The 21,366-nt window shown below is 61.6% G+C and carries 20 protein-coding genes; 5 read left to right on the forward strand and 15 right to left on the reverse strand.

Annotated elements, in window-relative coordinates; translation table 11 throughout:
- Positions 1-43 precede the first annotated feature (43 nt).
- A complete protein-coding gene (metG, locus tag K1X12_RS12130; protein ID WP_220987834.1) occupies positions 44-1,783 on the forward strand; it encodes a methionine--tRNA ligase in 1,740 nt (579 codons plus the stop codon).
- Between the two features lie 54 nt (positions 1,784-1,837).
- Here the strand turns inward: metG and K1X12_RS12135 are convergent, their stop codons facing one another.
- The 12 genes from K1X12_RS12135 to K1X12_RS12190 form a co-directional block, all read right to left on the reverse strand.
- Positions 1,838-2,494, reverse strand: a complete 657-nt coding sequence (locus K1X12_RS12135) for a DUF938 domain-containing protein (protein ID WP_220987835.1) — start codon at positions 2,492-2,494, stop codon at positions 1,838-1,840.
- Entirely contained in the window at positions 2,484-3,500 is a 1,017-nt protein-coding gene (locus K1X12_RS12140; RefSeq protein WP_220988886.1) for an aldo/keto reductase, read from the reverse strand. Before K1X12_RS12140 ends, K1X12_RS12135 begins: the two co-directional genes overlap by 11 nt.
- 11 nt (positions 3,501-3,511) lie before the next feature.
- The gene (locus K1X12_RS12145) at positions 3,512-5,263 is read right to left on the reverse strand and encodes a class I adenylate-forming enzyme family protein (RefSeq protein WP_220987836.1); all 1,752 of its coding nucleotides are present in this window, start codon (positions 5,261-5,263) and stop codon (positions 3,512-3,514) included.
- A gap of 217 nt (positions 5,264-5,480) precedes the next feature.
- Positions 5,481-5,885, reverse strand: a complete 405-nt coding sequence (locus tag K1X12_RS12150; RefSeq protein WP_220987837.1) for a hypothetical protein — start codon at positions 5,883-5,885, stop codon at positions 5,481-5,483.
- A gap of 219 nt (positions 5,886-6,104) precedes the next feature.
- Positions 6,105-6,746, reverse strand: coding sequence for an outer membrane protein assembly factor BamD (locus K1X12_RS12155; RefSeq protein WP_220987838.1), 642 nt, complete (start codon positions 6,744-6,746; stop codon positions 6,105-6,107).
- 110 nt (positions 6,747-6,856) lie between these two features.
- Positions 6,857-8,779, reverse strand: coding sequence for a 1-deoxy-D-xylulose-5-phosphate synthase (gene dxs / locus K1X12_RS12160; protein WP_220987839.1), 1,923 nt, complete (start codon positions 8,777-8,779; stop codon positions 6,857-6,859).
- A 33-nt stretch (positions 8,780-8,812) separates the two neighbouring features.
- On the reverse strand, positions 8,813-9,700 hold the full coding sequence (locus K1X12_RS12165) for a polyprenyl synthetase family protein (RefSeq protein WP_220988887.1): 888 nt from the start codon (positions 9,698-9,700) through the stop codon (positions 8,813-8,815).
- A gap of 31 nt (positions 9,701-9,731) precedes the next feature.
- The gene (locus K1X12_RS12170; protein WP_220987840.1) at positions 9,732-9,977 is read right to left on the reverse strand and encodes an exodeoxyribonuclease VII small subunit; all 246 of its coding nucleotides are present in this window, start codon (positions 9,975-9,977) and stop codon (positions 9,732-9,734) included.
- Positions 9,978-10,049: 72 nt separating this feature from the next.
- Positions 10,050-10,652: a histidine phosphatase family protein gene (locus K1X12_RS12175; protein WP_220987841.1), complete on the reverse strand. Its 603-nt coding sequence runs from the start codon at positions 10,650-10,652 to the stop codon at positions 10,050-10,052.
- 97 nt (positions 10,653-10,749) lie between these two features.
- Positions 10,750-11,598 carry a signal peptidase I gene (lepB, locus tag K1X12_RS12180; protein ID WP_225907965.1) on the reverse strand — a complete coding sequence of 283 codons (849 nt, stop codon included), beginning with the start codon at positions 11,596-11,598 and terminating at the stop codon, positions 10,750-10,752.
- Between the two features lie 109 nt (positions 11,599-11,707).
- Positions 11,708-12,772 carry an MBL fold metallo-hydrolase gene (locus K1X12_RS12185; protein WP_220987842.1) on the reverse strand — a complete coding sequence of 355 codons (1,065 nt, stop codon included), beginning with the start codon at positions 12,770-12,772 and terminating at the stop codon, positions 11,708-11,710.
- Between the two features lie 55 nt (positions 12,773-12,827).
- A complete protein-coding gene (locus K1X12_RS12190; RefSeq protein ID WP_220987843.1) occupies positions 12,828-14,105 on the reverse strand; it encodes a pseudouridine synthase in 1,278 nt (425 codons plus the stop codon).
- Between the two features lie 105 nt (positions 14,106-14,210).
- Here K1X12_RS12190 and K1X12_RS12195 point away from each other — a divergent pair, with 105 nt between their 5' ends.
- Complete coding sequence (locus K1X12_RS12195) at positions 14,211-15,401, forward strand: MFS transporter (protein WP_220987844.1); 1,191 nt, start codon at positions 14,211-14,213, stop codon at positions 15,399-15,401.
- Here K1X12_RS12195 and K1X12_RS12200 read toward each other — a convergent pair.
- A complete protein-coding gene (locus K1X12_RS12200; RefSeq protein WP_220987845.1) occupies positions 15,398-17,167 on the reverse strand; it encodes an acyl-CoA dehydrogenase family protein in 1,770 nt (589 codons plus the stop codon). The two genes, K1X12_RS12195 and K1X12_RS12200, sit on opposite strands and share 4 nt — an antisense overlap.
- A gap of 119 nt (positions 17,168-17,286) precedes the next feature.
- Here K1X12_RS12200 and K1X12_RS12205 point away from each other — a divergent pair, with 119 nt between their 5' ends.
- The 3 genes from K1X12_RS12205 to K1X12_RS12215 are packed head-to-tail and all read left to right on the forward strand — an operon-like array spanning position 17,287 to position 20,203.
- Positions 17,287-18,012, forward strand: a complete 726-nt coding sequence (locus K1X12_RS12205) for a YceI family protein (protein WP_220987846.1) — start codon at positions 17,287-17,289, stop codon at positions 18,010-18,012.
- Between the two features lie 6 nt (positions 18,013-18,018).
- On the forward strand, positions 18,019-19,221 hold the full coding sequence (locus K1X12_RS12210) for a cytochrome b/b6 domain-containing protein (RefSeq protein ID WP_220987847.1): 1,203 nt from the start codon (positions 18,019-18,021) through the stop codon (positions 19,219-19,221).
- Between the two features lie 43 nt (positions 19,222-19,264).
- Complete coding sequence (locus tag K1X12_RS12215) at positions 19,265-20,203, forward strand: L-threonylcarbamoyladenylate synthase (RefSeq protein WP_220987848.1); 939 nt, start codon at positions 19,265-19,267, stop codon at positions 20,201-20,203.
- Positions 20,204-20,216: 13 nt separating this feature from the next.
- Here K1X12_RS12215 and K1X12_RS12220 read toward each other — a convergent pair whose 3' ends face one another.
- Together K1X12_RS12220 and cysE are read right to left on the reverse strand one after the other, a co-directional pair.
- Positions 20,217-20,429, reverse strand: coding sequence for a DUF3126 family protein (locus tag K1X12_RS12220; protein ID WP_220987849.1), 213 nt, complete (start codon positions 20,427-20,429; stop codon positions 20,217-20,219).
- A 98-nt stretch (positions 20,430-20,527) separates the two neighbouring features.
- Entirely contained in the window at positions 20,528-21,337 is an 810-nt protein-coding gene (gene cysE / locus K1X12_RS12225; protein WP_220987850.1) for a serine O-acetyltransferase, read from the reverse strand.
- Positions 21,338-21,366: the final 29 nt, after the last annotated feature.

Here is a 21,366-nt window from a genome sequence, read left to right on the forward strand (position 1 = left end):
TAAAAGGCGCGTTCCTGCAAAAGAAAGGCTTTGAAACAGCCCCATGACCACCCCTCGGCGCATTCTCATCACGTCCGCTCTGCCCTACATCAACGGCATCAAGCACCTCGGCAACCTCGCCGGGTCGATGCTCCCGGCCGATGTGTATGCGCGCGTGATGCGGCTCTTGGGCCATGATGTGACCTATATCTGCGCCACGGATGAGCATGGAACGCCCGCTGAACTCGCCGCGCAGGCTGCCGGCCAGACGGTGCAGGCATATTGCGACGAGCAATACGAAATCCAGCGCAAGGCCGGTGAGGGCTTCAGCCTGTCGTTCGATTGGTTCGGCCGCACCTCCCGCCCCGCCAATCACAAGATCACGCAGCATTTCGCCCAGCAGCTCGAAAAGAACGGCCTCATCGAAGTGCGCACCTCCAAACAGGTCTACGCGATCGACGATGGCCGCTTCCTGCCGGACCGCTATGTAGAGGGCACCTGCCCCCATTGCGGTTATGAAAAAGCGCGCGGCGACCAATGCGACAGCTGCGGCCGCCTGCTCGACCCCGTAGACCTCATTAATCCCTATTCCTCCGTGACCGGAAGCCGAAACATCGAGATCCGCGACACAGATCATCTCTACCTGCTTCAAACCGGCATGCAGGACCGCATCCGCGAATGGGTCAACGAAAAAGGCAAGAACTGGCCATCGCTCGCCGTTTCCATCGCCAACAAATGGCTTGATGAAGGCCTCATCGACCGATCCATCACGCGTGACCTCAGCTGGGGTATCAAAGTGACGGATGCGGACGGCAATCCACGTCCGGGCTTTGAAAAGAAAGTCTTCTACGTCTGGTTCGATGCGCCCATCGGCTACATCTCCGCAACGCAGGAATGGGCCGAGGCGACGGGCAATGACTGGGAACCGCTCTGGAAGACGGACAAAGGCGCCGACCAGACTGAATATGTCCAGTTCATGGGCAAGGACAACGTCGCCTTCCACACGGTCGGTTTCCCGGTAACCCTGCTAGGTAGTGGCGAAGCGTGGAAAACCGTCGACAAGCTGAAGGCCTTCAACTGGGTCACCTGGTATGGCGGGAAATTCTCGACCAGCCAGAAACGCGGCGTCTTCATGGATCAGGCGCTGGAAATTCTGCCGTCTGACTATTGGCGTTGGTATCTCATCTCCAATGCGCCTGAAGGCTCTGACGCGGCATTCACATGGGAAGGCTTCCAGGCCGCTGTAAATTCGGATCTGGCCAACGTGCTCGGAAACTTCGTGAACCGCATCACGAAATACTGCGCCTCGAAGTTCGACGGCAAGGTTCCCTCCACCGGCGCGCCCGGCGAGGCAGAAGCCTGGATGGCAAATGAACTGGCAGAGCGCCTGCCGCGTCTCATCGAATTCTATGAGGCCATGGAGTTCCGTAAGGCCGCCGCTGAAACGCGCGCAATCTGGGCCGCTGGCAACGAGTACCTCACCAAGGCTGAGCCTTGGGTGAAGTATAAGTCCGATGTCGACGCCGCCGCCATCGGCGTTCGCGCAGGGCTCAATCTGGTCGCCCTGTTCGGCATCATCGCGCAACCGATCATTCCGGACGCAGCAAAGCGAATTCTGGATGCGCTGGGCATTCCGGAAGAGAACCGGAAAATGCCCACAGGCACGAAGCCGGAAGACTTTGCCGCGCTGCTCGACGCGCTTCCGCACGGCCACGCGATTACACCGCCCGATGTGCTCTTCCAGAAAATCGAAGATACGCAGGTGGAAGAATGGACTGAACGCTTCGGCGGCGGCAAGGCATAGTTGAACAATCCCGAAACAGCCGCCGCATATTCTGCTTGCGGATGATGCGGCGCGCTAATTCTTGATGAAGAACACCATCAGGTTGTTCGCGGGCATCTCTACGATTTTGTCCAATCTAAGCTCGGCGGCTTCTGCCAATGGCCGCAGATCCCATTCAAGATCGCGCACGCCCCAACGCGCGTCCCTGCCCTTCAGGTTTTCGCTGAAGGCTGCGTTTGATGGCGCAATCTCGCCCGCGCGCGCAAATGGTCCGTAAAGCACGAGCTGTCCGCGCGGTTGAAGCAATCTGCCTGCGCCTCGGAACAGCCCTTCAGCAACATTGAACGGCGCAATATGAACCATATTGGCGCTATAAATTGCGCCCCACTGGCCAGTCTCTTCCGCATTACCCCAATGTCCGCTTGCCGCATCCAGATGCAGAGGCCCGTGTAAGCGCGGCGAGTTCAACGCGCCCCGCCATGCGCGCTGACTGTCGAGGCCCGCCGGATCAATGTCGGAATAAGTCCAGTGGAGGTCGGAAAGCGCTTCTACAAAGAACGCGCCATGCTCACCCGTTCCCGAAGCAATCTCCAGAACGTTCGCCTTCGCAGGCAAAACGTCACGAAGCACATCGAGAATTGGCTGCCGGTTCCGAGCGCTGGAGGGTGAATAGCGCCTGCCATCATCCCCCTCGCCGCGCGCCTCCATCGCAACTGGCGGCTTATCCGCCATGAAACGATTTCTCGAAGTCGAACATCTCTGTCGTCACGGTGGCTTGTCCGGCTCTGGAATATCTCGGACCTGCTGCCCGTTCGGGTGCGAAGTGCGCGTCCAGGCGCGAGACCTGCTCCTGCGGCAGGCTCACGCCGGCGGCCGCGTGATTATCCTCAAGATGCGCCAGACTGGTTGTGCCGGGGATCGGGATAACGTGGTTCCCCTTCGCCAGCGTCCAGGCCAGCGCAAGCTGCGCCACCGTGCAGCCAGCCTCAGACGCAATCGCCCGCGCTTCATCCAGTAGTGCCAGGTTTGCCGAGTAGTATTCCGGCAAGAAGCGCGGAAACATGGTCCGCCGCATATCCGTTGCATGGAAGGTTTCAGGATTTGGTGGCGGGTCTGCCAGAAAGCCTCGCCCCACCGGAGAAAAAGCAACCAGAGCGACATCCAGTTCCTTGCAGGCATCCAGCACCGCGATCTCAGGGTTACGCACCCAAAGAGAATATTCCGACTGCATAGCCGCAACTGGATGAACCGCGTGCGCCCGGCGCAGCTGCTCTTCGCCCATTTCGGAGAGGCCGTAATATCTGATCTTTCCCTCCCGGATCAGATCCGCCATCGCTCCTGCGGAATCTTCAATCGGAACATTTGGGTCGGGCCTGTGCAGGTAATACAGATCGATAACATCTGTATTCAGACGTTTCAGGCTTGCTTCGCACGCGGCCTTGATCGCCTCCGGACGTGCGTCCAGAATGCGTTCGCGTTCACGAAAACCCAGGACGCATTTGCTCGCCAGGAAGTAGTCCTGCCTGCGCGCCCCCAACGCTTCCCCAATCAGCTGTTCGCTACGGCCAAAGCCATACAGCGTCGCCGTATCGAAGAAGTCGCATCCAAGATCCAGGGCACGAGAGAGCAGCGACTTGGCCGCCCCCTCGTCCATCGGTGGCCCATACGCATGTGTTATATTCATACAGCCGAGGCCGACTGCATGAACATCCCTGTCGCCAATGCGGCGCGTCTGCATTGCCATAAACGTTACCCTCTGGGCTTGAATCGCTGCCGCAGCTCCGCCTTAAGGATCTTGCCGTTGGCGTTGCGCGGGAGCGGATCTGCCTGGAACTGAATTTCGACCGGCACTTTGAACGCCGCCAGCTGGCTGGCCACATGCGCCCGCAGGTCCGCTTCAGTTGCCGACTTGCCAGGCTTCAGCTGAACCACCGCCCCGACCTCTTCTCCAAGCACCTTATGCGGAATACCGACCACGGCGGCGTCCATCACCGCCGGATGGTCATAGAGCGCGCTCTCCACCTCGATACAGTACACATTCTCACCGCCACGGATCAGCATGTCTTTCGCGCGGTCCACGAGATAGAGGAAACCTTCTTCATCGATCCGCGCAAGATCTCCGGTGACGACCCACCCATTGCGATAGGTTTCGGCTGTTGCGTCCGGGCGGTTCCAGTAGAGACGGCAGTTCGCGGCGCCCTTGCACCACAGCTCCCCCACCTCGCCGCGCGGCACTTCATTGCCATCGGGATCACAGATCTTCAGTTCGACAGCGAGCGGCGGCGCACCGGCGCTGGATGGCCGGTTCACATAGTCTTCCCCGATATTGAGCGTCGCGGTCGCGCAAGTCTCCGTCATGCCCCAGCCATTGCCCGGAGCCGCTTCCGGAAAGCGCTTCTTGATGGTGGACACAAGCTCGGGCGCAGACGGCGCACCGCCATAAGAAATGGCCTGGATCGAGGAAAGGTCGTATTTGTCCCGGTCCGGATGTTCCAGCAGCTGCCAGGCGATTGCTGGCACGCCGCCGACGGCCGTGATCTTCTCTGCCTCGATAATCGGAAGCGCTTCGCCCGCATCCCATTTATACATCGACACGATCTTGTCACCGCGCAGCGCGGACGGCACCAGAATGGCGAACGCGCCTGTCGCATGGAAGAATGGGATGGAAATCAGTGTACCGCGCATTGCCGTTGGGTCCGGCTCAGGGATCGCCTCCCCTTTGCGCAGGAACATCCGCGCCTGACAGGTCGACGAGTTGAACATGTTGGTGATGATCGCCCGGTGCGTCGCCAGCGCGCCTTTCGGCTTTCCGGTAGTTCCGGACGTATACATGATCGTCGCGTCGTCATCCGGTCCAATCTCGACACCCGTCGGCCCCACATCCTCCAGATCGATCCAGCTGTTGGGATCTCCCACAATCGCATCGAGGGAAACAACGCGTGGGTCCGCAATCTCTTCTGCCGTATCCCGCGCGATGAGCAGGTGTTTCAACTCCGGCATTTTCTCAAGGTGGTCGCGAACGCGCTCGTAAATCTGCAGGTCAACGATCGCCAGCTTCACACCGGCGAAGGAGATGCCGTATTCCAGTTCTTCTGCTGTCCACCAGGAATTCATCGGCGTCGCAATCGCGCCAAGGCTAAGCGCGGCATAAAAGCCGAGCGCCCATTGCGGATAGTTCCGCATGACGATTGCAACGCGGTCTCCCTTCTGGATGCCGTAAGTGTCGCGCAGCTCCTTGGCGAGGCGCCGGACGGCCAGTTGCATGGCGCGGAAAGTCACCCGCTCGTTCTGGTAAACCAGGTACGTTCGCTCCGGGAATTGCATTGCGGCAAGATCCAGGATCACCGGCACGTTCGGTGGCGCGTTCTTGTAGACCTTGTATTTCACCCCGCGCACTTCGGCTTCAATGAGTTCCAACGGAGAGCCGGGCCCAGCGAGGAGTGCATTCGCCTGATCGATCGACATAGCGGGCCAGTTCGGGGGGAGAAGATCTGACGACATGGGTTTCCTCGGGTTGTTTGTATCTGGTCATCAGACAACCACGCGTCGGCCAGATATTGAAGGGCCTCAGATGCGACACGGCGTCGTTTTTCTCCCCTGCGGTCGACGCTCGCGGAGTTTTGAGGACGAATTTGCCGCCGTGGGCCAAACGTTGCGTCATTCATGCTGCCATGAAGTGACTTTGATCGAATGTGCGCGGCTCAGGGCTCGGTTTGCGCTACCGCTCACCGCGTATAGCCACCAGCTCGTCCAGATCATGCTCCGGATCAAATTCCCTCGGGCGCGATTTCCACGCCCAACCGGCCAGCAAGGGCAAACTTCCAAGGATTACAATACCCTTGATCAGAGCCGCGGTCCCGGCGTTTTCCGCGCCAATGGGCAGAGCCCACAACACCGCCACCAGCAACGCCAACCCGCCAATGGCAAAGGCCAGCAACGGCCAGTAGAGCTCCGGCCGTTCGCCGGCCCGGAAAACGGCATGCGGGCTTTCCCGGCGCACACCCAGCGCGATCAGCCAGAGGAAAGGATAAAAGCTCTCTGAGCGATCCTCGAAGTTCCCTATGCCGGCGAAGTGCATGTTCGAAAGGGTAACCCGGGAAGTCTGCCCGGAAAGTTCCAGCAAAAGGCGCCCCGGCTGCATACGGCTCGGCGCCCAAGCAACGCGCAACCGGCGTACCCTGGAAAATGGAACGGTCCGGATCAAGGCGCCATCGAGCGCGTATTGTTCCAGCCTGTCCGGATAGGCTCGCCAGAGAACTTCGCCTTTCTCTAAGGCGGAAGGTCTCTGGCGAAAATCCTTGCAGTCCATGCTGCCCCCCTCATTCAGGGGAACAGTTTACGCTTACTTGCCCATGTCGCAAAAGCGGAGGTTGCGAACCGTACCATCACGATCGGTCACACTGTAGCGCTGGCCAGCAAGCCCGGTCTCATCACAGAGATAGCCAATCTGGAACATGGCGAGCGTCGCCTCGTTATCAGGCTCGATCGAATATTGGGTCATCAGGTCAATCGCATCTAGATGGCGCCCCAACTTCATCAGAGCGTTGAACTGCTCCGTGCGGGTCGCATTCGGGGAAGCGATGATTGCGTTCAGGGCTTCCATTTGCGCGCGCGCTTCTGGCAGCATGGAACCAGCTTTCTTCGCCCAATCAGTGCCCGGGTAATCGGCAATTACTTCGTCGAAATAGCCGACGGCTCCGGCGACATCGTAGCCACCCTGCCCCATGCTCAGAACGCCCATTTCATAAAGGACATTGGCTTTTTGCTCCGGCGAAATGTCCGGATCGCCGGCGAGCTGCATAAGGCGCTGAACGGCCGTCGGCACATTTCCAGCAGCCTTGAGTTCATCGGCGGTGCTCATGCCCAGCTCAAACTGGGAAGGCACAACAACCGCCGCGTCCGGCTTGCCTGCCGGTTCGGTCGAGGTCGCACAGGCAGCAAGCACAATCGCAGAAGCGGCGGCAGCAAGGCTGAGACGGATCATGTATCTAACTTCCTTCTTGCAGGCGGAATCGGGTTCCTGAAACGCCACCTGCATATCCTGCCCACATGAGCAGGCACAGGGCGGAACTGTGAAGTTAGTGTGGCAAACGATCAGGCGCGCGCCGGGCGCTCAATCGCTGCCAGGTCGCCCCGGCCCAATGCCTCAATAGCGCGCGCTGCGATGTGGCGCGCCGAAAGCCCCGCCTGATCATACATGGCTGCAGGCGTGTCCTGATCCTGGAAAATGTCCGGCAGGGTCATCACCCGCATCTTGAGGCCGCTATCGAGCGCCCCGCAATTGGCCAGATGTTCCAGCACGAAACTACCGAATCCGCCACGAGAGCCTTCTTCCACGGTCACCAGCACTTCATGCTCACGGGCCAGCCGTTCAACCAGTTCCTCGTCCAGGGGCTTGGCAAAGCGCGCATCGGCGACGGTTGCGCTAAGGCCCTGCGCGGCCAGCATGTCGGCAGCCTTCAGCGCTTCCTGCAGCCGTGTGCCGTAAGAAAGAATGGCGATTGAGTTGCCCTCGCGCACGATCCGGCCTTTGCCGATCTCCAGGGGTTTGAGGATCGCGGGAATTTCAACGCCGACGCCCTCTCCGCGCGGGTAGCGGAAGGCACTTGGGCGGTCGTCAATTTCAAGCGAAGTCGCAACCATGCGCGCAAGCTCAGCCTCGTCCGAAGGCGCCATGCACACGAAGCCCGGCAACGCCCCTAGATAGCCAACATCAAAGCTACCAGCATGGGTCGCGCCGTCTGCGCCTACCAGGCCGGCGCGGTCGATCGCAAAGCGAACCGGTAATTGCTGGATCGCAACATCGTGCACCACCTGGTCATAGCCGCGCTGCAGGAAAGTCGAATAGATGGCGCAAAAAGGTTTCATACCATCGGCTGCAAGACCCGCGGCAAACGTAACTGCATGCTGCTCGGCAATACCCACATCGAAATGACGGTTCGGGAACTTCTTGCCGAAAATGTCCGTACTCGTACCGGACGGCATGGCAGCAGTAATGGCACAAATCCGGTCGTCGGTTTCGCCCAGCTTCGCCAGCGTCTGACCGAAAACCTTTTGATAGGCGGGCGGTCCGCCCGAGCCTTTGGCCTGCTCCCCGGTGATAACCGAGAATTTCGAGACGCCGTGATACTTGTCCGCCGAGTTTTCAGCCGGCGCGTAGCCTTTGCCCTTCTGCGTCACGACATGCAGGAGGATCGGCCCATCCTGCATCACCTTGATGTTTTCAAGAAGGTCCAGCAACGTATCAAGATCGTGCCCGTCAACTGGCCCGATGTAATAGAAGCCCATCTCCTCGAAGAGTGTCCCGCCCATCGCGAAACCACGAAGATATTCTTCCGCCCGCCGCGCAGGTGACTCCAAGCCCATGGGCTGTATCACTTTTTTCGCGATCCGGCGCAGGCCGCGATAAGGGCGCGAAGAAACGAGCCGCGAGAAATAATGGCTCATGGCGCCGACGGGGGGCGCAATCGACATATCGTTGTCGTTGAGGATGACGATCATCCGGGAACGGTCTGCTCCGGCATTGTTCATCGCCTCATAGGCCATGCCGGCCGACATCGAGCCATCACCGATAACGCAGATGACGTGATTGTCCTTACCCTGAAGATCGCGCGCCTTGGCAAAACCCAGCCCTGCAGAAATCGACGTGGAAGCGTGCGCGGCGCCGAAAGGATCGAAATCGCTCTCTGAACGCTTCGTGAAGCCCGACAGCCCGCCCGCCTGGCGCAAAGTCCGCATCCGATCTTTGCGACCGGTCAGGATCTTGTGGGGATAACACTGGTGGCCAACATCCCATATCAGCTTGTCATCGGGCGCGTCGAACACGGAGTGGATCGCGACCGTCAGCTCCACCACTCCAAGGCCCGACCCGAGATGCCCGCCGGTCACCGAGACAACATCAATCACCTCATCGCGCACTTCCTGCGCGATCTGCTTCAGGTCTGCGCGGCTTCGACCCTTGAGGTCGGCAGGCGTGTCGATTGCGTCGAGAAGACGGTTGGGGCGGGAATCGGTCATAATCTGCGTGCTTTCCTGGGCGACGGGCCCTTTTTAGCGGGGTCTGTTCAGCACATAATCAACGGAATGCAGCAGGATGTGGGCCTTGTCACGAAAAATTGCCAAATGTTCCTTGGCCTGAGCGGCCAGAAGCCGCACCCGCTGGCGGGCCCCATCAACGCCCAGAAGTGTCACAAAATTCGCCTTTCCGGCATCTTTGTCCTTGGCGAGCGCCTTTCCGACCACGTTTTCATCGCCCTCGGCGTCCAGAATGTCGTCTGCAATCTGGTAGGCGAGGCCCAAATCGTTGGCAAACCCGGCCAGCGCGTTGCGTTCCGCTTCCCTTGCGTGCCCAATAATTGCTGCTGATTCAAGCGCATAGGAAATCAGCGCGCCAGTCTTCAGCCGTTGCATCCGCGTGATCGTATTCAGGTCGCGCGGGCTCTCCTCCTCCAGCATGTCGATCATCTGGCCGCCCACCATACCGCGCGCGCCGGCAGCATCAGACAGGCGCTCAATCAGCATCACCCGCACAGCCGGGTCGTCATGCGTCTCGCTGGACGCCAGGATCTTGAACGCCAGCGTCAGCAACGCGTCGCCTGCCAGTACGGCGGTTGCCTCGTCAAAGGCCTTATGAACCGTCGGCTGCCCCCGCCGGAAGTCGTCGTCATCCATGCACGGCAAATCATCGTGAACGAGCGAGTAACAATGCACGCACTCCAGCGCCGCCGCGGTCCGCAGAAGGCTCTTTTCCGACACACCGAACATGGCCCCGGCTTCCAGCACAAAAAACGGCCGCATCCGCTTTCCATTGGCCAATGCCGCATGCCTCATGGCGCGCATCAGGTTGGCCTCCGGTCCGCTGGCAGGCGGAATGAGTTGATCGAGCGCTACAGTAACCCTGTCAGCCACCTCTTTCAGGCGCTGCTCAAAGTCTGCCATTTCTTCCAAGTCTGCCCCCATAGCGGGCGCCCTAATCGAAAGAGGCCGATTCGGTCGTCGGACCGCCAGCCCCTTGCACGATTTGCTCCACTTTCAGCTCGGCAGATTTCAGGCGCGTTTCGCAATGCGCCTTAAGGGCAGCGCCCCGCTCATAAATGGCGATGGACTTTTCCAGCTCAACTTCGCCTGCTTCTAGCTGCCGCACGATGCCTTCCAGCTCCGCGAGCGCTTCTTCGAAGCTCATTTTGTCAACGGGTTTGGCCTTGGCATCGGACATTGCTTCGCCTGCTCTCAAAATGCGTTTATGACTGTCTAAAGCCCGCTTTCGGACGCGACAACCGTTATCGTGTCAGCTTCCACGGTATTCGTAGAGGCGATAGCTCCAATAGCTGTCCCCGCCATCCTTAACGCAAACCCAACCGAGCTTGCGAAGTTCCGGGCGGATCATGCGGTTGAACCATCCGTGTGCGGCGAGATACACTTTCGCATCATCAGACGCTTCGTGCAGCTTCAAGGCCGCCGCCTTGGCGCGAACACGGGCTTCCGACAGGGATTCCCCATCCAAAGAATGCCCGGTCAGCCAGGCCATCCGCGCCATCACATTCCACGTCTTGGGTAGCACCCGTAGCCCATGGAATTGCGGCGGCGGCAGCGGCGCTTCATTGAACACCGGATCGTATTGCGCCTTCAGATGCGGCGCGGCACTGTCTGCAGTCTGCTGGGCTCTCAGGCGGCCTGAGGCAAACACGATATCAGCATCCGCCACCATATCCTTCAGTGCCTGGGGTGCCTCCTGCCCTTCAGCAAGCGGGCCGATCTCGTACCGGGCCCACCAATCGATATACTCATGCCAATGCAGTTTGGGGCCAAGATCCCGATTGAGCGCGGGTTTCCCGTGGCGGGAGATGATAATCGGACCGCGACGGGCCAATGTCGATGTCTTGTCGGGCATCGCCAGCCTTCCGTCACGTGCCGTCAGGGCCCCGCGCCCCCGGTCAGACCCCGACTAGCGGTGTTGGCCCGGCCCGGCAAGATGTGGATTACCAGGCTCAGAGGCCGCGCCATACACGTTTCCGGCAGGCCTCACCGTCTTCCAGCTTGCAACGATGGAACGTCATAAGCACCGTGTCTGCCCGCCCAATCAGGTGATCGAGCGGCACAAACCCGATGGATGCATCGTCCACCGGCACGCGCAAGGGGCACCCTGTCCGGTCGACAACCCCGTTGATCGGCGGGCAATGGCCCGACAATTCGCGGCTGTCGTAAGAATTGTTGCGATTGTCACCGACGAGGAACATGTGTCCCTCCGGCACCACAAACAGTACGGTATCGTCCACCGGATGGCCCCTCAGGCCGCGATGGGTCATCCAGCTTTTGCCGTCCAGCGTCTCCCGCCATTCAAAGGCGGTATCCACAAAATCCGTTCGGTCAGGCGTGTAGCGCACCTGGCGCACAAATTCGGCGTCCACAGGCTTGCCGTTAATCACCAGCTCTTCATTGATCATCTGGATGGTATCGCCCGGCAGTCCCACCACGCGCTTGATCATCACGCGTTCCGAATAGGTATGCTCGAACACCACCACATCGCCGCGCTCCGGCGTGCTGGCAAAGAAACGGCCTTTGCCAAGTGGCAAATAGCGCCCGATGCTCAGCGGCAGAGAATAACGGCCATAGCCAAAGGCGAACTTGGAAACCGCCACCCGGTCGCCAACCTCAAGTGTCGGCACCATGCTCTCGGACGGAATAACGCGCTGCTCATAGATAAGGCCGGTGAACAGCAGGAAAGCAGGCGTCACAATCGCCAGTGTCGCGCCCCATTCGCGCAACTCCTGCTTGATCTTCGCCCAGAGGCCCTCCTGCGGCGCATCTTCGGCCACAGCGCTGTTTTCCTCAGTCATTCAAACCTCAATCCGCGGTAAGCCGGGCAAGTCTTAGACGAAAAGCCCGGCCCATGCGAAGGTCAAATACCCTGCATGACTGCAATTCAGCGTGAGGCGAAACAGCGCTTCAGGCGAGACAATAAAGCAGTGCCCCATCTTCTCCGGGGCGGGTCACCACTTCCCCCTGATGGATCAGGTAATTGAGGTGCGCCAGCGCTTCTCCAGTCGCGTTGCCATAGTCTTCAGGCCCGATGGCACGGCCAAACAGGGTCACGAACGTATCGATCACCTTCACCGGCCCTTTTTCCAGCTTCTGCCGCAAGCGCGTCAGCGAGGTTTCGTGCCCGGCGATGAGGTTCCTCAAGCGGATATGCGCGCCCGTAAACGGCTCGTTGTGGGCCGGCAGGATGAAGCAGTCTTCCGGCAACTCCCGGATCAGCTTCTCGCAGCTGCGCATCCAGTCATCCAGCGGATTGGCCGCCGGCTCTGTCGGATGCACGGACACGTTGGATGAGATGCGCGGCAACAGCTGGTCGCCCGTAATGGCCAAGTTCAGCGCTTCGCAGAACAGGCTCACATGTTCCGGCGAATGGCCATTTCCGATAATCACGCGCCAGTCCTGCCCCGCCATCTGCAGAACATCACCGTCTTCGAGTCGCACAAACGAATCGGGCATCTGGCTCACGCCGCGCCCAAAGCCGCCGAACCGCGTCTTGTAATTCTCGATGGAGCTCTCCGGCCATCCGGCGCGGTGGTAGAAGTCGATGCCCGCCTTCGGCGCCGGGCGCCCGGTATCGGCCACCAGCATCCGGCAGGTCGTATACTCCAGGCGGCTCATCAGCAGCTCGGCCCCATACTTGAAGCAAAGCCAGCCAGCACTGCCCACATGGTCGGGGTGCATGTGCGTGACGATCACGCGTTTCAGCGGCTTTTCCGGGGTAACGCGCGTATCCAGCAGCTTGCGCCAGGCGTCCTTCGTGTCCGGCAGGGGCATGCCGGTATCCACGATGGTCCAGCCATCGCCGTCATCGATGATCCACACATTGATGAACTTCAGCGAAAACGGCAGCGGCATCCGCGTCCATTCCACGCCGGGCGCCACCTCGATCGCTTCCCCGGCCTCCGGCGCACGCACACCGAAGGGGAAAGTCAGACCCTTATACTGGGTCGGTTCTGATACAAATCCATCCATACTGGCCACGATACGTGCATCAGGCAGCCCGTCGAGCCGTCACGCGGGGGAAGGATCATTTGATCGGACGGCGCACTTTCGGCGGCAGTTTGGTGCGTTTGAACTTGTCGCCCTTCAGCGCCGAAGGCTTGTTTCCATCCGCGGGCGAAGCCGATGTCGCGGGCTTGCTGCCGGGTCTCGGCGGTTTGCCACCGGGGCGGGCAGGCTTTGCGCCCGGGCGTGCCGGCTTGAAGCCATCCCGATCGGGTTTTGGGCCAAATTTCGACCGCTCCGGCCTGTCGGGCCGATCAGATCGGTCAGATCTGGCAGGTCTGTCGGCTCTATCCGGCCTACCCGGTCTGTCTGACCGTTCCGGCCTGTCGGGTCTCGGCCCCCGCTTGTCGCCCGGTTTGCCGGCGCGCGCAGGTCGGTCACCCGGCCCGCGTCTTGGCCGGTCGCCGTCCTCGCGCGGCCGGTCCCGGAAGGAACGTGGCTTGTCGCCGTCGCTGCGCGGGCCGCTGCGGCGTGGGCGTTCGTCATCCCGGCGGCGCTCTTCCCGGCGCGGCGGACGCGCACGCACTTCTTCACCGGCACCGGCTGCCAGCAGCGCCGCGCGCTCCTTCGCGCCCAGCGGTCGCCATTTGCCTTCCGGCAGGCCGGCCAGCGAAATCGGACCAACCCGGATACGTTCAAGGTCCAGAACGCGCAGCTCAACCAGATCACACATCCGGCGGATCTGGCGGTTACGCCCTTCCTTGAGGATGAAGCGCAGAACCTGCCCCTTCTCATGGGTCACCTGCGCCGGGCGCAATTGCCGCCCGTCCAGCTCCAGCCCATGACAAAGTAAATTCACCTTGCCAGGCGTGATATCGCCCCGCACGCGGACAATGTATTCCTTGTCCATCTCGCTCAGCGGCCCGATGATCGCCTTGGCTAGGACTCCATCTTCCGAAAGGATCAGCAGGCCATGGGAATCCTTGTCCAGCCGCCCTAGGGGCGCCATCTTGTTGGACCGCTGCGGGATCGCATGCGCGGCGCCTGAAAGGTTCTCCGCCGTCACCAGCCGGATCGCCGGCGTTTCATCCGGCTCCGGCGTTCCCGAGACGTATCCGACTGGCTTGTTCAGAACCACCGACAGCTGGTTATCCAGCCGGCGCGACGCTGCATCCGTCAGGCTCAGCGTCTGGCCCTTGCTGACGCGCTCGCCCGCCACCGTCACCGGCACGCCGTCCAGCTTGATAAGGCCCTTCTCGATCAGCGCATCGGCTTCCCGGCGCGAACACACGCCTTCCTGGGCCAGCCACTTGTTGATGCGCACCGGCTCATCACCGGTATAAGTCTTGGTCCAGGCCATTCGCCGGCAGCTCCTAGGGGTCAGAGCCCCTCATACCGGCCACTGCTCGCCCCATCAACAACCGGTCGACACGCTCCCCGCAATCGAGGCATAAGCCCGCCTCTTATGATCACAGATACGAATCCTTCCAGGGCGTCCCGTCTCGCCTTTGCCTTGCTGATTCTCGGCACGACGCTTGGCATCGCCGGCATAGACTTGGTCCTTCCCGCAGTTCCGGAGCTGCCGGAGATACTGAATGGCACGCAGGCCATGGCGCAGCTGGTGCTTGCGTCCTACGTCGGCGGCACGTGTCTGGGGCTCATTCTGTTTGGCGAACTCGGCGCCCGGATAGACCAACGCAAGCTGCTCATTGCGTCACTTCTCATCTACGCAGCCGTATCGGTCGCTTGCGCACTTGCCCCCAACCTGCCCGCGCTGGTTGCTCTCAGGTTCGTACAAGGCCTCAGCGGAGCAGCCGCAGCTGTGTTTGCGCCAGGAATTATCCGCGTCATGTTCAGCGCGCACGGAGCGGTACGTGCCCTCGGGCTGATGGGTTCTGTGGAGTCACTCGTGCCGGCGTTAGCGCCCATTTTTGGCCTGTGGCTCCTCCTCGCCTTCGGCTGGCAAAGCTCGTTCTACCTGATTGGCATACTGTCGATTCTCGTTGCCGGCCTGATCGCGCGGCAACAACATCGCATTCCTTTGCCGCCATCGACGCGCGGTGAAGGCAACTATCTTCACCACCTCAGAAATCCGGTATATCTCCGCTACGCGCTCAGTCAGGCTTTCACCCTCGGCGGCCTCCTGATTTTCGTCTTTGGCGCGCCGGCGATGATCACAAAAGGCCTCGGCGGCGAGCTGGGCGACTTCATCGTGATGCAGGTCACCGGCATTGTCCTGTTCATAGCGGCCTCAAATGCTGCGGGACATCTCGTCAAACGCTTCGGTGCCGAGACGATGATCCTGGCCGGATCGGTCATCTCAGCGGGCGGCGTAACCGGCATCCTGGTCTATGGCTTGACCGGCGGCACACACCCGCTCGTCCTCGCTGCGCTGTTCATCCCGGTCAACCTCGGTCTGGGCCTGCGCGGACCGCCCGGTTTCTATCGCGCGATCCTCGCCGCACAGGGCGATGACGCCCGCGCCGCAGCGCTGCTGTTAGTCGCAATGCTCCTCACAACGGCAGTGGGCACAGCCGTAGCAGCACCTTTCGTCACGCTCGGCATCGCGCCGCTCGCCGGAGTTGCGGCGATGATCTCCTGCGCTTCGGTCGCCTGCCTGCTGGCATTACCGAAGCTCCAGGAACCCACGCCTTAAACGCCAAATAGCGCCTTGCTGCCTTCCAGGAAGCGCGAGCCGCCTTCAGTGATGGACGGCACACGTCCGGGCGCTGCCGCCAGCGAGGTCTCGGCAAAGAATCCCGCCAGCGCCAGCTGACGCATCCGCTGGTCCACATCCTCCCCGCCGCGCGCGGCAAGCGCGCCCAGCGCCAGGAAATGCCCGCCGATCACATCGCCGGCCAGTGCAAGGTATTCCGTTGCGCCTGCCAGCCCCTTCTCGGGCTCGTCCGCCAGCGTCTTCACCATCCAGTCGCTGGCCTCAGATAGCGCCTCCGACGCCGCCTTCAGCCGGTCTGCAATCTGCACCAGCTGCGGATCATTGCTCGCCCGCGCCAGACGCACCGTCTCGTCGATCTCCGTCAGCATCGCCTTCATCGACGCGCCCTTGGTGCCCGAAAGCTTCCGGCCCACGAGATCGATCGCCTGAATACCGTTGGTGCCTTCATAAATCGGCGCAATCCGCGCATCGCGGTAGAGCTGAGCGGCCAGCGTCTCATTCATGAAGCCCATGCCGCCATGCACCTGCACGCCAAGGCTCGCCACCTCGACGCCGACATCCGTGCTCCAGGCTTTCGCAATCGGCGTCAGCAGGTCTTCGCGCAGCTTTGCTTCGGCACGCTCTTCCTCGCTCGCCGCGCTATGGGCAAGGTCAGCCGCGACGCCGCACGCATAGCAGATCGCCCGCGCTGCGGCGACCTTCGCGCGCATGGTCGTCAGTGTGCGGCGCACATCCGCATGATGCAAGATCGGCGCCGAGCCCGTCACGCCCGCCGCCGCGCCCTGCTTGCGCTCCTGCGCATAAACAAGCGCCGTCTGGAAAGCTGCTTCGCCGACAGCAACGCCCTCAAGGCCGACATTCAGCCGTGCCGAATTCATCATCGTGAACATACAGGCCAACCCGCGATTTTCCTCGCCGATCAACCACCCCTTGGCGCCGTCATATTCCATCACGCAGGTCGGGCTGCCGTGAATGCCCATCTTCTTCTCAAGGCCGATGCAGCGCACGCCATTGCGCTCACCCGGATTACCATCCGCATCCAGAATGAATTTCGGCACGATAAACAGCGAAATGCCCCTCGATCCCGCCGGTGCCCCCGGCAGGCGCGCCAGCACGAGATGGATGATATTCTCAGCCATGTCGTGATCGCCCCAGGTGATGAATATCTTCTGGCCGGAGATAGAATAGCTGCCATCCTCATTGGGCTCAGCCTTGGTCTTCAACGCGCCGACATCGCTGCCCGCCTGCGGCTCGGTCAGGTTCATCGTGCCTGTCCACTCGCCCGAAACGAGCTTGGGCAGGTACGCCGTGCGCTGCGCGTCCGTGCCATGCGCCAGCAGCGCCTCGACCGCGCCAAAGCTCAGCATCGGGCACAGGCCAAACGCCATATTCGCGCCATGGAACATCTCCATCACGCCCAGCGCCAGCGCCTTGGGCAGTCCCTGTCCGCCCCACTCTTCAGGCGCAGAAAGGCCCATCCAGCCGCCTTCCTGGAAGGCCTTGTAGGCATCGGCAAATCCTGGCGGCGCCACAACGCCTGCGTCGGTGAGCACCGCGCCATGCGCGTCCCCCACAGGGTTTAGCGGCGCCAGCACATCCCTGGCCAGCTTGGCCGCCTCTTCCAGGATCGGGCGCACCAGATCAGGGTCATAGGCCTCATGCCCGGCAAGGCCCTGCAGCCTGTCGATGCGGGCAAAAGCGCTCAGCGCAAATTCGATATCGCTGACCGGAGCGTCGTAAGCCATGTCCATCCCTTCTGGTTTCTGAATAAATGATATGCGGCGTGGATATTAAAGTTGAGGTTCACACTGTAAAAGCGTGCACTAATTTGAGCGTTCCCATACGGCAACTGGAGACCGATTCCATGCGACTTCTCATCCTCTCGGCTGTCAGCGCCCTCGCGCTCGCCGCCTGCTCTGAAACAACCCCCGCGGCCCCGGCCGCTGAAGCGCCTGCTGCAGAAGCCACCGTTGAAACCGCTGCTGCGCCTGAAGCCGCTGTCGAATATGGCGCCGCCGGCACCTATGTGATGGACCCGACCCACACCTCCGTCACCTTCAAGGTCGGCCACTTTGGCCTGTCGGACTACACCGCCCGCTTCAAGAAGGTTGACGGCACGCTCCAGTTCAACCCCGAAGACCCGGCCGCCAACTCCATCTCCGTCACGATCGACCCGCTTTCGGTCGAAACCGACTATCCGGCAGATTACAAAGCTGGCCACCCGGACAGCGTTTACGGCTCCTGGAACGAAGACCTTGGCCGCAACGCCAACTGGCTGAACGGCGACAGCTTCCCGGAAATCACCTTCACCAGCACCTCGGTGACGCAAGACACCGCCTCGACCGGCAAGGTCACGGGCGACCTCACCTTCCTCGGCGTGACCAAGCCGGTCACCCTGGACGTGACCTATAACGGCAAGGCGAACTTCCCGTGGGCGCCGGACGCTGACAAGATCGGTTTCTCTGCCACCACCACGCTGAAGCGTTCTGATTTCGGCAACTCGACCTACGCCCCGAACATCACGGACGAAGTCGAAATCATCATCGAAACCGAGCTTCAACAGGTCGTTGAACCCGCTCCTGCGGAGTAATCCATAATGTCGTCATCCTCACCGGCTTCCCGCTATACTGCTGTGGCCATCGCCCTTCACTGGGCCATGGCTTTCCTCCTTCTCTTCATGATCTGGCTTGGCTGGAACATGGATGACAACGAGGTGCGTTATCAGCTGCACAAGTCGGTGGGGATCACGCTTCTCTTCCTGACGGTTGCCCGCATCGCCTGGCGCCTGCTCAATCCGCCCCCGCCGCTGCCAGACGATATGAAACCCTACGAGCGCCAGCTCTCCCATTTCGTTCAGATCGTCTTCTACGCGATGATGGTCATCATTCCGCTCGCCGGCTGGCTGCTGGTTTCCATTTCCCCCTTCCAGATTTCTACCGTCCTCTTCGGCACGGTCGACTGGCCCCACCTGCCGTTCACTTCTGGCCTGCGTCAGGGCAACGAACTGCTCCACGGCATCGTGGAGAATATTCACTCCAAGGGCGCCTGGGTCATCATCGTCCTGCTCGGCCTGCATGTCGCCGGCGCCGTCAAACATGAGATCGGCAGCGAAGATGGCGTTCTGAAGCGTATGGTCCCCGGCCTCTTCGGCAAAACGTCCCCGCCCTCGCCGCCCGCCCGCGGCGCGCTCGTCGCCTTCGGCAGCAGCATCATCCTCTTTGCCATCATTGCGGCATTCCCGCTGATCGGCTCGGGCGGCGCCTCCGCCCCGGCGGCGCCCGCTGGCGCCGAAAGCGCGCAGGGCAACTGGGCGGTGGATTACGCCCAGTCCGAAATCCGCTTCACCGGCATCTATGATGGCAAGGAGTTCTCCGGCGTCTTCACCAAATGGAACGCCGATGTTGCCTTCTATCCGGAAGACCTCGCCGCCTCGTCCGTTGCGGTCACCGTCGAAACCGCCTCTGCGTCGACGGGCACCAAGCTCTACGACTCGACGCTTCGCGAAGGCGAATGGTTCAGCACCGCCGCCTTCCCGGCCGCAACGGTCGCCCTGACCGATTTCCAGAGCACAGGCCCGGACGCTTACTCCGCCACCGCCACGATGACGCTGAAAGGCAAGGAAGTCTCGGCGCCGCTCGCCTTCACCCTGACGATGGAGGGCGACGTGGCAGACCTCTCCGGCAGCGCCGTCTTCTCCCGCAAGGCCCTGGATCTCGGCCAGGTTTCCGATGCAGGCGGCAGCTGGGTGTCTGACGAAATCACGGTCTCGGTCTCCGGTAAGGCCACGCGCATTAACTGATCCGTCAATTGACGCTGATCGGCGCGGTGCTAAGCGAAAGCCCATGACCGCGCCCATCGTCCCCATCCTGCCTGAAACCGTCGCACTCGCCGTCGAAGTCCTCGCCGAAGGTGGCCTTGTCGCCATCCCGACGGAAACCGTCTACGGCCTCGCCGCCGATGCGGCCAATCCGGATGCCGTGGTCAGCCTCTACGAAGCCAAGGGCCGTCCGCGCTTCAATCCGCTGATCGCCCACGTCTCCGGCATCGAGATGGCCATGCGAGAAGCTGTGTTCTCGCCGCTGGCCGCCCGCCTTGCTGGAAAGTTCTGGCCCGGCCCGCTCACGCTTGTCCTGCCCGCGCTGATTGGCGGAACGGTCTGCGATCTTGCCCGATCTGGCCTGCAAACAATCGGCCTGCGCTGCCCGGCCCATCCGGCGGCCCGCATCCTGATCGGAGAGTTTGGCCGCCCGCTGGTTGCGCCCTCGGCCAATCGGTCCGGCCATGTCAGCCCCACGCGCGCCGAACATGTCGCCGTCGATCTGGCAGACCGGATCAATCTCATCCTCGATGGCGGCCCCTGCGAGGTTGGCATCGAATCGACCATTCTCGCAGTCGAAGGCGACACCGCCACGCTCCTGCGCGCCGGCGCGGTGCCGTCCGATGAACTGGAAGCCTTCATCGGCCAGCCGCTCGCCCGCGCCTCAGGCGCCTCGATCACGGCGCCCGGCATGCTCAAATCGCATTACGCGCCAAAGGCCAGGCTGCGCCTGAATATCGACGCGCCCGATGATGGCGAAGGCTATCTGGGGTTTGGTCCAGCCTCCCGCGGCGGCCTCAATCTCTCGCCCTCGGGCGATCTGGCAGAAGCGGCCACGAAGCTGTTTGCCATGCTCCGCGCCCTGGACGAGCGCTTTGATCGCATCGCCGTAGCGCCCATCCCGATGACGGGGCTCGGCGAAGCGATCAATGACAGGCTGGCACGCGCAGCGCACCGGGACTAGTTCAAGGCGCGGCTCAGCCGCCCATGATGTCCTCTTTGAGGACCGTCATCATGAACTGGTAGGAGGTCTCGCCCTCGTCTTCGTCCTTGTAGACGACCGCCAGGAACTCGGCGCCGAGATAGACTTCCATCGAATCAGCGGCCTTGTCGCGCGCCACGAGGCGCAGGCCGGGGTGAAGTTTTTCCTTGAGATACGCCTCAAGACGCAAGCTTTCTTCGCGCTCCATGGCGGTACTCCTTGTTATTTATCTGGTGTTTGTCGCTGGCGCGGAACCTAGTCAGTTTCGCCGCCAGCGCAACGGGCCTGCTGCACGCTTCCCTGTGACTACTCAGCCTGCCCTTCGGGAATCGCCTGGTCCATCGTCTGCGCCGGCTGGCAGCAGGTCGGGCCTGACACGATCCGCGCAGGCACGCCCGCCACGGTGCAGCGCGCCGGAACGTCTTTCAGCACCACGCTGCCCGCCGCCACCTTGGCCTCGTCGCCCACATGGATATTGCCAAGGATCTTCGCGCCGACCGACAGCAACACCCCGCGCCCGATCTTCGGGTGACGGTCGCCAACTTCCTTGCCCGTCCCGCCCAGCGTCACGCCATGCAGCAGCGAACAACCATCGCCCACAATTGCTGTCTCGCCGATGGTGATGCCCGAAGCATGGTCCAGCATCACCCCGCGCCCGATCCGGGCCGCCGGGTGAATATCCACATCGAAGAGTTCAGACGCCCGGCTCTGGAAGTGGAACGCCAGCGTCTCGCGGCCCTGCCGCCACAACTCGTGCGCAACCCGGTGGGTCTGCAGCGCCAGGAAGCCTTTGAAATAGAGGAAAGGCTGAAGCATCCCGCGCGCCGCCGGATCTCGTTCCATCACGGCCTGCATGTCGGCTTCCGCCATCTCGATCAGCTCAGTTTCGCCCTCATACACCGCGGAAAGGATATGCCTCACCTGCTGCGGCCCGGCGCCCGGACCGGCCAGCTTTTCTGCCAGGTGGAAGGACAATGCCTGCCCCAATGAGGCATGCGACAGGATCGCGGCATTGAGATAGCTTGCCAGCGTCGGTTCTTCAGCCGCTGCGGCCTGCGCTTCGAAGCGAAGGCGTTTCCAGACGGGTGGCGGGGCGCCGATATCGGGGTTTTCCATGGCCGCGGCCTCTTTGTTGCTGCGCTCTG

Source organism: Hyphomonas sediminis (assembly GCF_019679475.1).
GTDB classification, from domain to species: Bacteria; Pseudomonadota; Alphaproteobacteria; order Caulobacterales; family Hyphomonadaceae; genus Hyphomonas; species Hyphomonas sediminis.

What these genes read in the sequence shown, in the direction of transcription:
- K1X12_RS12200 (WP_220987845.1), bottom strand. Translation starts at nt 17,167, where the DNA reads ATGGCTTACGACGCTCCGGTCAGCGATATCGAATTTGCGCTGAGCGCT.
- K1X12_RS12215 (WP_220987848.1), top strand. Translation starts at nt 19,265, where the DNA reads ATGACCGCGCCCATCGTCCCCATCCTGCCTGAAACCGTCGCACTCGCC.
- dxs (WP_220987839.1), bottom strand. Translation starts at nt 8,779, where the DNA reads ATGACCGATTCCCGCCCCAACCGTCTTCTCGACGCAATCGACACGCCT.
- K1X12_RS12155 (WP_220987838.1), bottom strand. Translation starts at nt 6,746, where the DNA reads ATGATCCGTCTCAGCCTTGCTGCCGCCGCTTCTGCGATTGTGCTTGCT.
- K1X12_RS12170 (WP_220987840.1), bottom strand. Translation starts at nt 9,977, where the DNA reads ATGTCCGATGCCAAGGCCAAACCCGTTGACAAAATGAGCTTCGAAGAA.
- K1X12_RS12195 (WP_220987844.1), top strand. Translation starts at nt 14,211, where the DNA reads ATGATCACAGATACGAATCCTTCCAGGGCGTCCCGTCTCGCCTTTGCC.
- K1X12_RS12145 (WP_220987836.1), bottom strand. Translation starts at nt 5,263, where the DNA reads ATGTCGTCAGATCTTCTCCCCCCGAACTGGCCCGCTATGTCGATCGAT.
- K1X12_RS12210 (WP_220987847.1), top strand. Translation starts at nt 18,019, where the DNA reads ATGTCGTCATCCTCACCGGCTTCCCGCTATACTGCTGTGGCCATCGCC.
- K1X12_RS12190 (WP_220987843.1), bottom strand. Translation starts at nt 14,105, where the DNA reads ATGGCCTGGACCAAGACTTATACCGGTGATGAGCCGGTGCGCATCAAC.
- cysE (WP_220987850.1), bottom strand. Translation starts at nt 21,337, where the DNA reads ATGGAAAACCCCGATATCGGCGCCCCGCCACCCGTCTGGAAACGCCTT.
- K1X12_RS12165 (WP_220988887.1), bottom strand. Translation starts at nt 9,700, where the DNA reads ATGGCAGACTTTGAGCAGCGCCTGAAAGAGGTGGCTGACAGGGTTACT.
- metG (WP_220987834.1), top strand. Translation starts at nt 44, where the DNA reads ATGACCACCCCTCGGCGCATTCTCATCACGTCCGCTCTGCCCTACATC.
- K1X12_RS12140 (WP_220988886.1), bottom strand. Translation starts at nt 3,500, where the DNA reads ATGCAGACGCGCCGCATTGGCGACAGGGATGTTCATGCAGTCGGCCTC.
- lepB (WP_225907965.1), bottom strand. Translation starts at nt 11,598, where the DNA reads ATGACTGAGGAAAACAGCGCTGTGGCCGAAGATGCGCCGCAGGAGGGC.
- K1X12_RS12220 (WP_220987849.1), bottom strand. Translation starts at nt 20,429, where the DNA reads ATGGAGCGCGAAGAAAGCTTGCGTCTTGAGGCGTATCTCAAGGAAAAA.
- K1X12_RS12135 (WP_220987835.1), bottom strand. Translation starts at nt 2,494, where the DNA reads ATGGCGGATAAGCCGCCAGTTGCGATGGAGGCGCGCGGCGAGGGGGAT.
- K1X12_RS12175 (WP_220987841.1), bottom strand. Translation starts at nt 10,652, where the DNA reads ATGCCCGACAAGACATCGACATTGGCCCGTCGCGGTCCGATTATCATC.
- K1X12_RS12205 (WP_220987846.1), top strand. Translation starts at nt 17,287, where the DNA reads ATGCGACTTCTCATCCTCTCGGCTGTCAGCGCCCTCGCGCTCGCCGCC.
- K1X12_RS12185 (WP_220987842.1), bottom strand. Translation starts at nt 12,772, where the DNA reads ATGGATGGATTTGTATCAGAACCGACCCAGTATAAGGGTCTGACTTTC.